The 12397-nt window shown below is 49.5% G+C and carries 13 protein-coding genes and 1 tRNA gene; 7 read left to right on the top strand and 7 right to left on the bottom strand.

The features are described from left to right. Window positions 1-342 precede the first annotated feature (342 nt). Window positions 343-801 carry a hypothetical protein gene (locus tag AAX04_RS09740; RefSeq protein WP_162270131.1) on the bottom strand — a complete coding sequence of 153 codons (459 nt, stop codon included), beginning with the start codon at window positions 799-801 and terminating at the stop codon, window positions 343-345. 304 nt (window positions 802-1105) lie between these two features. Here AAX04_RS09740 and AAX04_RS09735 point away from each other — a divergent pair, with 304 nt between their 5' ends. Continuing rightward, complete coding sequence (locus AAX04_RS09735; RefSeq protein WP_066797607.1) at window positions 1106-3667, top strand: glycosyl hydrolase-related protein; 2562 nt, start codon at window positions 1106-1108, stop codon at window positions 3665-3667. On the opposite strand, the gene AAX04_RS09730 is transcribed toward AAX04_RS09735, so the two are convergent. From AAX04_RS09730 to AAX04_RS09715, 4 genes are read right to left on the bottom strand one after another with little or no spacing between them, the layout of a single operon-like run. Then, the gene (locus AAX04_RS09730; protein WP_066797604.1) at window positions 3668-4384 is read right to left on the bottom strand and encodes a glycerophosphodiester phosphodiesterase family protein; all 717 of its coding nucleotides are present in this window, start codon (window positions 4382-4384) and stop codon (window positions 3668-3670) included. Window positions 4385-4393: 9 nt separating this feature from the next. Continuing rightward, the gene (gene pheT, locus AAX04_RS09725; RefSeq protein WP_066797601.1) at window positions 4394-6046 is read right to left on the bottom strand and encodes a phenylalanine--tRNA ligase subunit beta; all 1653 of its coding nucleotides are present in this window, start codon (window positions 6044-6046) and stop codon (window positions 4394-4396) included. Beyond that, window positions 6047-7543, bottom strand: a complete 1497-nt coding sequence (locus tag AAX04_RS09720; RefSeq protein ID WP_066797598.1) for a phenylalanine--tRNA ligase subunit alpha — start codon at window positions 7541-7543, stop codon at window positions 6047-6049. Between the two features lie 41 nt (window positions 7544-7584). Continuing rightward, on the bottom strand, window positions 7585-7839 hold the full coding sequence (locus AAX04_RS09715; protein WP_238377857.1) for an SPASM domain-containing protein: 255 nt from the start codon (window positions 7837-7839) through the stop codon (window positions 7585-7587). Window positions 7840-8144: 305 nt separating this feature from the next. On the opposite strand from AAX04_RS09715, the gene AAX04_RS12515 reads away from it, so the two are divergent. Continuing rightward, window positions 8145-8270 (top strand): hypothetical protein, encoded by a 126-nt coding sequence (locus AAX04_RS12515; protein WP_255363597.1) that lies wholly within the window; start codon window positions 8145-8147, stop codon window positions 8268-8270. A gap of 43 nt (window positions 8271-8313) precedes the next feature. After that, window positions 8314-8439, top strand: coding sequence for a hypothetical protein (locus AAX04_RS12510; protein WP_255363595.1), 126 nt, complete (start codon window positions 8314-8316; stop codon window positions 8437-8439). 88 nt (window positions 8440-8527) lie between these two features. Here AAX04_RS12510 and AAX04_RS09710 read toward each other — a convergent pair whose 3' ends face one another. Together AAX04_RS09710 and AAX04_RS12505 are read right to left on the bottom strand one after the other, a co-directional pair. After that, on the bottom strand, window positions 8528-9085 hold the full coding sequence (locus tag AAX04_RS09710; protein WP_066797593.1) for a pyrimidine dimer DNA glycosylase/endonuclease V: 558 nt from the start codon (window positions 9083-9085) through the stop codon (window positions 8528-8530). Between the two features lie 66 nt (window positions 9086-9151). Further along, window positions 9152-9283 carry a hypothetical protein gene (locus AAX04_RS12505; RefSeq protein ID WP_255363594.1) on the bottom strand — a complete coding sequence of 44 codons (132 nt, stop codon included), beginning with the start codon at window positions 9281-9283 and terminating at the stop codon, window positions 9152-9154. A gap of 350 nt (window positions 9284-9633) precedes the next feature. Between AAX04_RS12505 and AAX04_RS09705 the strand changes: the two genes are divergently transcribed. From AAX04_RS09705 to AAX04_RS09690, 4 genes are all read left to right on the top strand, one after another. Next, window positions 9634-9724: transfer RNA gene (locus AAX04_RS09705), tRNA-Trp, on the top strand. A gap of 379 nt (window positions 9725-10103) precedes the next feature. Then, window positions 10104-10529, top strand: coding sequence for a PaREP1 family protein (locus AAX04_RS09700; RefSeq protein WP_066797589.1), 426 nt, complete (start codon window positions 10104-10106; stop codon window positions 10527-10529). Window positions 10530-11262: 733 nt separating this feature from the next. Beyond that, window positions 11263-11925: an amidohydrolase family protein gene (locus AAX04_RS09695; protein ID WP_066797586.1), complete on the top strand. Its 663-nt coding sequence runs from the start codon at window positions 11263-11265 to the stop codon at window positions 11923-11925. Then, entirely contained in the window at window positions 11897-12349 is a 453-nt protein-coding gene (locus tag AAX04_RS09690; protein WP_066797584.1) for a hypothetical protein, read from the top strand. The genes AAX04_RS09695 and AAX04_RS09690 overlap by 29 nt, the downstream gene beginning before the upstream one ends. The last annotated feature ends 48 nt before the right edge of the window (window positions 12350-12397 follow it).

Below are 12397 nucleotides of genomic sequence, written 5' to 3'. Positions count from 1 at the left end.
TTGATTTCCCACTCCTACCCTTCGATTTAGGAGTGGAGGAGGAAGGTGTGCCTGGGTTGGTGGTAAGGGTGGGGTATCGACCCACCGGCTCATCCAAGGAAGAAAAAGGCACCACCCCAGGCACTAACCATAACCAGCAAGGTTGGGTTTTATAAATCTATCGCTAAATTCTCACGAAGTGGTGGGGCAACTCCGCCCTGAAGGGCGAAGCTTGTACGTATCAATGTCAATCCAGGCCACGTACCTCCCCCTAACGTTGGGTGGTAGGGAGTTTAGGTAGGCCTTTAGCAATGTTGCATTGCACCAAGTGTTTAACGGCACAGTTGATGGTTTCCAACCATACTAAACCGCAACCCTGTAGGTTGAATTCAACGTAACGAGGTAACTCAATAACTCAACAAGCTTATTGTAGACTGTGGAGTTAACATGCAAGTAGTTCCACTCAGGACCAAAGTACCATTTAGGGAATATGGCCCACATGACTTTAAGGTGGTTCTCAGAGGCTAAGCGGTTGATCAGGTTAATGTTGGGGTAATAGTAGGGGTAGTTGTGGTCGGCTAATGGTATCATAATTACAACGAAGTTGTAACCAGCATCCCTAATCACCTTAAAGTCACGGTTAATTGAGTTTTCATACAGCGTCAAGTTAGCGTAAACATAGAAGAATATCCTATCACCGTAAGTCTTAGCCCAGAGTGGGGTTGAATTCCCTGAGGGTAAAATATACACAATACCCGAGTAGCTAGTATTCATTAAGCCAACAGCACTAACTGTAGTTTTAATTAAGGACAGGACGGCCACCACTACCGCTGCTACTAATACTAATATAAACATAAGTATGCGTGTTCTCGTCTCCATAAATCCCCTTACACTTTTTACATCTATTTAAGTTTCTCATAAGCCAGCGCCAATATTACAGAGATCATGGTGCATTGAATTACACATATACATGATGAAGCAGTCGCGATAACTAACGTTCATCATTCATGAGTATGGCCATATAAATACTTGATATACCCCCATTCTCCATATTGCCAGCATAGGTTAAATGTTTCTAAGTGATGTAATGTAAAGCTTAAAATTAAGTATTCAGCTTGGTTACATTATGGGTTTTTTAGATGTTTGGGTTAAGGCTACGAGTTTCGTATCTAAAAACGGCTTGAGGGGTACCTTGGTTTACGTTAGGAACAGGTCCCACTACTCAATGCGTTTTGAGGTTAATGGGCAGTCCTTCACCTCCAACCCAGGCTTGTCCTGGTTTCTAGTGCCTATTAAGCCTGGTGACGAGGTTAGGGTTGTTTTTGAGGATGGTGAGTCCTTTAGCTTTAGGCCTAGCTTCAATGAGGCTAGGAGGTTTAGGGTTTACATAGCCCCAACGGTTCATACGGACTACGGCTACACTGATCTGCAGCCAAGGGTTGAGGAGGTTCATAGGGGTAACGTGGATGTTGCCATGAGGATTGCCTCAAGGGGTGGTAAGTTCGTGGTTGAGGTTACTGAGCAACCCTTCGGCAGGGTAATGGAGCTCCTTGAGTATAATAAAAAGGGGTTGATTGGGGTTCAGGCATTCCCACTCAACGTGTTGACTGGCCTGTGTAGTCATGAGGAGTTGGTTAGGTTTTTTTACGGTGTTAGGGATTTGAGGATGAGGGGGTTTAGGATTGAGGTTGCTGCATTAAACGACATACCGACCGCTGTCTGGGCCCTACCAAGCGTCCTAGCCCAAATTGGGGTTAGGTACTACATACAGGCCTCCAATCCGGATAGGGGTCCCCTACACGCCTTGAACACCCGGCTTAAGTCACCCTTCAGGTGGGTTGGGCCCGACGGTAACGGCGTCTTTGCTTGGTTTAGCGGTGGCTACGGTGGCTTAATACCGGGCTTCCACGGTTACCACCAGGGTTGGTCGGCTGGCTTCTTGACCAGTGTTGATAGGGCTGAGGCTGGGTTGGCACACTTCCTAACAACCCTTGAGGAGAGGGGTTACCCGTATGAGGATGTGCTCCTCTACGGCATGTTCATTGATAATTGGGAGGCCTCGGATAGGTTCCTCGACATTGTTAGGGGGTTTAATGAGAGGTGGGTTAACCCGGTTGTTGAGGTTGCCACCACCGACGACTTCTTCCACGCCATTGAGGCTAAGGTTGGTGGGTTGAGCGAGGTTAGGGGTAGTTTTGGGGTTTATTGGGAGGATGGGGCAGCGTCAACGGCTAGGGAGCTGGCCATGGTTAGGCTTGCCAAGAGGCTACTCTACTTCGCAGAGGCAGCCTACGCCATGGATTACCTCAGGGGTTTAAACTACCCTAAGAATGAACTTGATGATGCCTGGAGGAGTGTGGTCTACTTCGATGAGCATACCTGGGGTGCCTGGAACTCCGTAAGTGACCCATTTAACCCAAGCGTCATTGAGCAGTGGAGGATTAAGGCAGGCTTCGCCCATAGGGCCCTTAACAGGGCTGTTGAGTTGACTAGGGGTGACTACGTCAGCAACCCATACCCATTCACTGTGGAGGGGCTTATTGAAGGAACCTACGTTAAGCTACCTCCAATGTCCTCCATGCCGTTCAACAGGAAGCCTGTTGTCAAAAGGGCTATTAATGGTAATGACACAGTCTTCGAGACCAGCTACTACAGGGTTGTTGTTAAGAATGGTGAGGTGGTGAGTATTGTTGATAAGGAGCTTAACGCAGAGTTGATTGATACCAGTAGGTACTTCTTCGACGAGTTCATCTACGTGCTTGGTGGTAGGGGTACCAGCATGGAGAGGACTATACTCAACTACCTCTATGAGGGTGAGCCCACTAGGCCAAGCTACACCGTGATTAGGGAGTACTCCAGTAGGCTTGTTGAGGTTTACGAGAACGACGACTCCCTAACCTTCATCACTGAGGCTGATGGCTACCTATCCAGGGTTAGGAGGGAGTTTACCCTTGCCAAGGGGCGTAAGGAGATTATTGTTAGGAACATTGTTAATAAGGCTGAGAATTACGATAAGGAGGGGGTCTACTTCGCATTCCCATTCAAACTAAGGAGGCCGAGGATACTTGTCGAGGAGCCTGGGGCCTTCGTTGACGTGGAGGGTGAGTACGTTGAGGGGGGTTGCGTTAACTGGTTCACGGTAAACAACATAACTTTGATTAAGGGTGAATTCGACGTTGCACTCCACTCGGAGGAGGCTCCGTTGATTACGGTTAATAGGGTTTTTGATGGCGTTTGGAGGGGCAAGCTGACTGTTGAGGATGGTTTAATATTCTCCTACGTCATGAACAACTACTGGCACACTAACTACAAGGCTGCCCAGGGTGGTGAATTCACCTTCACCTACAGGCTAACGAGTGGTAGGGGTATTAAGCCGAGTACAGCCTACAGGTTCTTCGCATCGCCAATTATTGGTAGGGTGGTTAACGGTGACCTTGAGTTAAACCCACCTGAAGTCGTGGTTACGGCAATTAAGAAGTGGGATCTTGGTGATGGCGTCGTGTTAAGGCTACTTGAGGTTGATGGGGAGGAGAAGGCAGTAACCATAAGGTCAAGCATGCTTAAGGGGTACACGCTAATGGAGGCAAACCCACTGGAGGAGCCGATAAGCGAATTAGGGAAATTCAACGGGGAATTCACAGTAAGGTTAAGGCCAAGGCAATACAAAACACTGGTATTCAGGAGGTAATCAGCTACTCCTCAGGGCTTTTAGTATTAGGCTTGGGTTATCGGTTGTTACCTCATCAACACCCATCTTAACCATCCTCAACGCCAGGTCAGCGTCATTAACCGTCCAAACCCCAATCTTTAAACCGGCCTCATGCACGGCCCTCACGTCAGCCTCGTTAACTAGCCTATACTCGGCTTGAAGCCACTGCGCCCTAAGCCTCCTAGCAGCCTCAATGAACCACCTTGGCTTACCTATGAATATTAAGCCCATTTCAATGGACTCATCAATGCTCCTAACCCTCTCCAGGGCGTCGAAGTCGAAGGAGACTATCTTGGCCTTGATGCCGTACCTCCTCACAAGGTTGATAACCTTCCCCTCAATGCCTGGGTAGAGGTCACTGCCGTGTTTAAGCTCAATGACGTAGCTGACCCTACTCCCAAGCTCCCTAAGCACCTCCTCAAGTGTCGGTATCTTGACCCCACGCCACTGGCTACCGAACTTAACACCGGCATCAAGCCCCTTAAGCTCCCTGAGGGTGTGGTCCTTAACGTAACCGGAACCCGTTGTCGTCCTTTCAAGGGTGTCGTCGTGAATTACCACAACCTCCCCATCCCTAGTCATGTGAATGTCCATCTCAACCCCATCAACCCCGGCCTCAAGGGCCAGCCTGAAGGATGGTATAGTGTTCTCAGGTGCGCAACACCTGGCTCCCCTATGCCCAATAACCAGGACCATAACTAATGCTCACTGGCTCCCCTTTAAACCTTTAAGCACCCCCATTATTAAGCCTAGGCTAAGCTCACCAACCACTAGGGGCTTCTCAATACCTAGGTCGACGAGGACCTCCGGGTCAACCTCACCAACAACACCCACGCTGACGCCGTTCACGAGAACCTCAACTGAGCGGACATTTATGAATGGCCCACCTGAGTACCTGCGGATACCGGCGTCTAGGCCCAGGTACCTGAGGAGGGACTTGACTATAGATAGGCCGTCGGTCAGCGTGAAGCCGTCCCCCATCAGCAGGACCCCAACCCTCCTATCCGTGGTTGCCGTGTCGCCCTTAACCTCGATCACGTCGCCAACCTCAAAGGCCTCTAGCCTACCCACCAGTCTCTGGTTGACCTTAGCCGTGAGCAGCAGTGATGGTATTAGTGAGCTGCGTAGGGCCGAGTAGTCCCTTATCTTCGGGTTCTTCAGCTTAACGAAGTCTTGAAAACCAGCCTTAACCATGGCCTCGTCGCTTATCAGGTTGAAGTTAACCACCTCCTGTAGGCCCATGCCCACCAGCAGCTCCCTAACCAGGTTGCTGAGGACCTCTACTGGGTGCTTGGCGCCGAAGTGTGTTGGGGGAGGTAGGCTGGGCTCTATGTTGCCGTAGCCTAACCCAATGGCCACATCCTCAATGACATCCACGGCGTCGTGAACGTCAATCCTGTAGGGTGGGGCCTGGGCCTCAACAACCTCACCGTTGCAGGAGGCCTCGTAGCCCATCCTCCCAAGCAGGTTGACCACCACGTCTGGGTTAACCTTAACGCCCAGTAAGCCCTCTATGTCGCTCAGCTTAACCTCAACCCTAACCCAGTCCAACCTTGGGGTAACCTCGCTGTAGCCTGGCCTAACGGCCTCAACGGACTCTATGACTGGGTTCCTGGACCTCTCAGCCACTGAGGTTACCATTACGTTGAGGACTCTCTTCATGAGCTCAGGTTCAATGCCAGTTACGTCTATGAGTATGTTCCTGGTGGACTCGGTGACCTTAGTGTCCTCACTGTTCAGTATGGGTGGGAACGAAAGCACCCTGCCCTCCGAGTCCACGAGCAGTGGGTACTCCCCAGGCTTGACTAGGCTCGAGTACGCCCTACCCTTCTCGGTGGCCTCCAGGACCTCCGTGAGGGTCATCTCCTCCCTATAATCCAGCGGCCTGTAGGTAGCCTCCTTAACCGCAATGTAGCCGAAGGGTGGCTTAAGGGTGTCTAGGTCGTATAGGCCTATTGAGACGAGTCTCCTATCCCCACCGTAATCCCTATGTAAAACCTCCTGGAGCTGGAAGAGCTGCCTAATGGCCTCGTCGCTCAACTCAACGTTCCTCACAATGGCCATGTAGGCGTATGGCCTATAACTGGGCGCCTTGGATAGGTCAAGCCTTGTGGCTGGGCCATTAACGCTGTACCTCGGTAAGCCCCTTGAGCCTAGGTAAACCCCAATGGCCCTACCAAGCCCCTCTGCTGAAAATAGATCCGGCCTATCGTAGTTGAGCTCTATTGAGACGTAGCCACCCTCAACCTCCTCCACCTCACCCTTAAGTACTTCAATAACCTCCCTCAGCTTATCTAGGGTTAGCTCAACGCCGGCTATTGAGGATATGTCGCTTAAGGAAACCTTAATGGTCGGCATTTAAACCACCCAGGCAACCCCCCTCATCGACTCTACCTCCCTTACATTATTCGTGTAGAGGGTCCTTATGTCATCAACGCCGAGGACTACCATGGCCAACCTATCTATCCCAACACCCCAGGCAGCGACCTTGTAGTCACGGTCAAGCCCAACGACCCTAAGCACCTCAGGCCTAAACATGCCCCCTGGGAAGACCTCCAATTGGCCTAGTCTCGGGTGCTTAACGTAACCCTCAACACTAGGCTCGGTGAACGGGAAGTAGGCTGGCTTGAAGTAGACCCTACCAAGCCCAAGCCTCTTGGCCAGCTCCGTGAAGAAGCCGAGCAGGTTCCTGAAGGTAACCCCCCTACCCACTATTATGCCCTCCAATTGGTGGAACTCCATGAAGTGGGTTGGGTCTGGGGTGTCTGGTCTATAGACCCTGTCCAGTGAGAACAGCCTGTATTCACCACGCCCCCTAAGGTATATTTGCCTAATTGTAACTAGGGTTGTGTGGGTCCTCAGCAGTATCCTAAGCGCCTCCTCACCACTCCACCCATAGCCCCAAACCGCCCTATGCTCCCCACTGGCCCTCCCCATCACGTCACCTGGGGCCTCACTGGGCTTGAGCCTATTCTCCACGTAGAAAACATCCGTTTCACGCCTGGCTGGGTGGTACTGGGGGACTAGGAGTACGTCGAAGTTCCACAGTGCTGCGTCGACGTGGTTGTCCTTAACCTCCTCAAACCCCATGGCCACCAGTTCATCGCGGACGTGGTCTAGGAACTGGGTGAAGGGGTGCCTGCGCCTAATGGGCCTTAGGGGAACCTCCACTGTTAAGTCAAACTCCTTAAACACACCACCCCTCCAGGCCCCTGAGGCCAGGTCGGCTGAGGTTAGGCTTGTTATGACCCTTGCGCTGCTTAACTCACCCGACCTGTACAGCTCCATTAGGCCTTGGGTTGGTGAGGCCAGCACCCTCCTAACCTGGCGAACCTTAACAAGGCCCCTACGCCTAGCCTCCTCAACAATACTGGGTAATTCACCGGGGTACTCCACCTCACCCCTTATGCCGGCTAGAAGCCCCTTAAGTTCATTAACGTAGGCCCTCAAACCCTCCTCAACCCCCGTTAGGGTTACTGAGTCGCCGGTCAGGCTAATGGCGTTTAGCCTCCTAAGCCTACCGAGGGCTGCGGCGAACTCCTCATCACTTAGGCCGGTTAACCTGGCCAGTTCACCCACCTTAGCCCTACCCCCAATACTCCTCAGGTGGCTTAGTAGCCTCTCCTCAGGTAGGCCATTCTTTAGGTAGGCCTCGCCTAGGCTCGTTAAAGACACCTTGTTGACCGGCCTATGCTCAAGGTTAACAAGGCCCCTTGACCTAAGCTCCTCAAGGTCCCTCATAATGTCCTCAGCCCTCTTACCCAGCTTACCGGCCAGTGAATCCGCGTCAATGGGCTGGTTAGCCTCAATCAGCGCCTTAACTATGCTGTACTGCAATGGCGGTAAGACAACCATACTCCACATCCCCACTCAACAACCCTTATTAAGCTTAACACCTAACCTCCAATGAATGGGCGATATGGGTCGGGGTGGTTGAATGAACCTAACTTGGCGTAAGCCCTAGCAGGGCAACCACCCCTGCATAACCTTTGAAATGGGCAACCGGCACAGGCCTTTGGTATGGGCCTCCCCCTAAACACCCTAAACCCACTTACCCACAGTTTACCCAGTTCACTCCTCCTAACGTTACCCTCCCTAAACCGCGGCTCCATGAGGAGTTCGCAACCGTAGACGTCGCCGTTGGGATCGATGACGAACCTACTCCTACCCGCTGGGCATGTGCCGTAGTTGAGGATGCTTAGCCTATTTTAATAGGCCCTCGGCTTCACGGTAGGATTTGGGTCTGGTTGGTGGTTAATTGCCTCATCCCTTTTCTTTTCCTTCTCCCCCTTCCTCTGGTTTCATTGTTTATTGGGGGCTCTTGGGGGTGACCAAGGCGCCCCCGCATGCACATGTAAAACTCGTAAAGCCCTTAACCAGGTGTTCATTGCTCCAACGGTGTCTCTGTCGGCTATGAAGCCGCATTTCAAGGGACCTGGGTGGCTTATCGAGGACTGTGGGTAAACTCGTGGAGCAGGACATAAGGCATTACCTACCAGCCTGGATAAGGGAGAGGTGCGGCATAACCGTGGATAGGGTAAGGAGGTTGAGGATGAACAACATAGCCGAATTTGACTGCTAGTAGAGACTGAAGACAAGGTACTACTAATGGAGATAAAGACAACTTGAGGACGAAGGACATAAAGGACATGACCGAGAAAATTGAGAAGCATAGGGCACAGGCACCAAGCGGTAAAACAACAATACCAATGATAATATACACGATTGAGGGGAAAGGCTTGAGAAACTAATCAACGCAGCAAAACTACACGGTGTAATGTTGATTAAGCATTATGATGAGTACGGGTTCGAATTAATTAATCAAATAATCCTACCCTTTTACCGTTTAGGGAATATCGACTTACAACTTATCCTCCCCACTCTTAACTCATTGATAAACTCCACGTACTCATCATAGACATCCTTAATCCACGCATTTATGCCCTTAAAATAAATGGGCTCAGAATTCACCAACTCCCGAACCTCATCAACACTTAACTTCCCAATGTAGTAACAGGGATCCTTAAGCAGCAAAACTCTGCGATATTCCCTAGCAATCACTGGAGTTACGGGCGAACCCTCAATTCCCTCAACATGCCTAAGGTAACGCTCTATATCATTTAACGAGATATTGTTTTTACGACCCCTGCGCTCCCACTCATCAACAATGGCATAGAAATAATTCATAAGATCATCTATGTAGGGCTTGCCATCATTGAAGTACATAAGCACTATTGGATGATTAATCCAACCTCTCCTCCCATCATTGATGATGCCCAATCTCCTCAGTATCGCAAGCAGTACCTGCTTTGCCTCAACCCTTTGCTTACCAAGCCTTAAATCATCCAGAAACCAGGCTGATTTCCTATGATCTATATACGGTCTAAATACCTGCATCGCAGCTAAAACCACAAGTATAACCCCTTTATTTCAATACTGCTTCATCACTAACGGGGGTAGTGCTTAAAACATACCCCTCTCCTTACCCCTCCTAACCACGTCAAGTAGGCCCCTGTTAAGGAGTGGTAGGGGTTCACCACCAAGTAGGTAAAGGTACCTAACACCAAGCCTACCCAACTCATCAATGACAGGCATGCCAAGCCTCGCCCCTTCTAGGGGCAGACCCTCACGGTGAAAACCCCACCCTTCAAGGCGGGGAGAGGGTCATCTGCTCCGCGTAATCCCCCTCATCAAAGGCGAGTATGTGGGTCAACGGGGTTGCGGAGCACTCCGTGAGAAATATTAATCCACCATTCCTAATACCAACCGTATTAATGCATCACCAGTTAAAATTAGGCGTTAGGTGCATTAAAAACGTTTCCACAACGAATAATACGCCATATTAAGTAATGATCAGTGATATTCATTTAAACTACGGCGCCATTAAAACGCAGAACGGCACCATGAGGGAAAGTTTAAAATCACTCCAGCTTAAAATCAGAATAGGGCCCGTAGCTCAGCACGGTAGAGCGGCGGGCTCCAGGCTGCGATGGAGAAACCCGTAGGTCGGGGGTTCAAATCCCTCCGGGCCCACCAAACCTTGCCCTAACCACCTAACCTCCAACTGGGGCTTGTTTAGATTAAGGTAAGGGGCGCTGGACTTATAGGGCTGGTTTATGCTCAGTTACTGGGGGAGTGGGCCAGTGGACAAGGATTCATTAACTTCAATGCGGCCTGGGTTCATCAAACCCGCCCCCAACAGTCTTAAGGCAAGGTGATATAAGGTATTAGCATTTAACCTGCCTGTACCTTTAACCAGGATCTAAATCCTTACTTACCCATTACTTATATCCTAAATCTTACTCACTTACCCTTACCATAATCTAAATCTTTCTTAACCAGCTTCATTTCTGAACAACAACGAAAAGCCAAGGACCCGCAGCTTTAAATATTAACTAAACGTAGGATAAGAGGAATGAGGAGCAGGCAGCCTACTCGAACCACGGCTGAGGCTCATGTTGAGCTTGACTTGAGGTTTCTTGAGGAGGGTAAGGGGTTAGTGGATAAGGATCCCGTTCAGGCCAGTGAGAAGCTTTACAAGGCTGCCGAGGAGACTGTTAAGGCGCTGGCAATTCACTTCAATCTAATTAGCATAATTAAGAGTGTTGATGAGAGTGGCAGGTGGACGGTTACAGATCTTGAAAGGGCTACCTTGGAAATCTCAAGGAAGCTGGGAAGGTGGTTCAGGGCCGCTTGGGATGCGGCAAACTACCTACACGTGTGGGGATTTCATGAGGCTAAAATCAACGCTGAGGATATCAATGATAGGTTGCCGGACATAGAGAGAATGGTTAAGGAGGCGCAGGAAATTATTAATGGGGCTCATAAATCTTACATGTAATGTTAATACTCCTGTGGCACATTCAAGGAGGTTTCAGAACATACCTTCTTAAAAGATAAAAATATGGTTACTTAACACTATACCTTAAACCCTGGGCAAAATACTAAGTGCAGTGCATAAGCCGTTAATACTCAGCGGAGCGACGTCAGTGAGACCTTCGTACAATTTCGGTGATGATAGGTGATTCACATTTACGGGGTTACCAAGAGCTTAACTACTTTAGAGGTTTACCGGTTACTTAAAGTTGATGTTAGGGATTGGGATGCAAGAACCTTGAGGTAATTATGGCCATGCCAGCCGGATCAAACAGCTAGAGTAATGACCTTATTAAGGTAATTATTGAACCACTTAAGAGGAGTATATTAGACTTTAAGGAGACTAATAACACGTAGGAGTTATAGATGGAGACTTGACCAGATCAAGGAAGCCCTCACATATGCATCCAAGAAGTACTAAAGGTATTATAATGCCTTAGCAGAATGATAACCACCGGCAGTTAACTAACCTGAGGCATGAGGTTAAGGCGCCTTAAGAACACTAACCATGTTAAGCGTATACTATACGCAATGGCGTAGATCGACATCTTAGGGCTTACTGATCAAGGTTGCGGTGTATTTACTATCCAGTATACTTATGGAGCTGTACTGAATCGTTAATTAAATTAATTAATCTAATTATTTAATTTGAATATGGGGTTAATGCTTATAAATATTTCAATAACTAATGTAATAATATGGATAAGCATGGCTTAAAGGGCTTAGTCTTCCCAAGGTGGGCAATAGGCAAGTTCCTCGAGACTTTACCCCAGTTGGTTGAAGTTGCCAGTGGTTTAAGGAAGGCTGACCTGGTGGTACGCAACGTTAACCTAGTTGATGTTGCCGGTGGGCGTGTGGTGGAGAACGTGTCTATAGTGGCCTATTCAGGCTTCATAGCTGCCTTGGTTAGCGCAAGTGATGATGAAGTCTACATCGGCCACAGTACAATGGTTATTAATGGTGGTGGTTCCTATGCGGCTCCAGGTTTCATAGATGCGCATGTTCATGTTGAGACTAGTTTCTTGAGACCAAGTGAGTTCAGTAAGCTTGCACTAATGCATGGCACAACCATGATAGTTACAGACCCCCATAACATATCCAATGCAGGTGGTTTAAAACACCTACTTGCCTTCACCGAGGAGGCCATTAGGCAACCCTTGAAGGTGCTTGTTCAAGTACCATCATGTGTACCACCCACTATATCTGAGGTGGATAATCCAGGTTACACATTGAGTGTTAAGGATGTTGAGGAACTGCTCGACTCCGGCCTGTTCCACAGCCTGGGGGAGTTCATGAATTACGCATCGGTGGTTAACCGCGACTCTGAGACTCTTGGTAAGATTAACCTACTTAAGCCCTAGGTTTAGGACTCCAATATACGCCCACCTACTGGACTTAACAATAACGGCGGCGCTAATCACCCTGGCTGGTATATTCTACGGAACATTCACGGCACTCTACGGTGCAACCGTGGGTGCCTTAATGTACTTCATGGCCGTGGGCGTTGGCGCCGTACTGATAGGTGTGGGTAAGCGCCTAAGCATGGGCAGAGGTCTAAGGGCCACGTTGACCGTGTCCGGTGCCTTAACGACGGCTGTGATGGCTTACTTGACTTACCAGTTCCTGGCATACCCATCAATATGGGGTGGGAACTGGCTGGCATACGGTGTGGTTGCCGGTGCTGTGGTTCTCGGTATTGTTGCCTACACGGTATCACGCATAGTTAACATTAGGAGGTACGGCATAGACATAGCCATAACATACACCGAAATACCACCGGAGTAGTGGTTAAAGTTAATTGCCACGAGGGGGTAAAGGTTTATATTAAAGGTG

It is taken from the genome of Caldivirga sp. MU80 (genome assembly GCF_001663375.1).
Taxonomy (GTDB): domain Archaea; phylum Thermoproteota; class Thermoprotei; order Thermoproteales; family Thermocladiaceae; genus Caldivirga.
The sequence above is the reverse complement of the archived record's forward strand: the minus strand, read 5'-3'. Positions and strand labels throughout refer to the sequence as shown.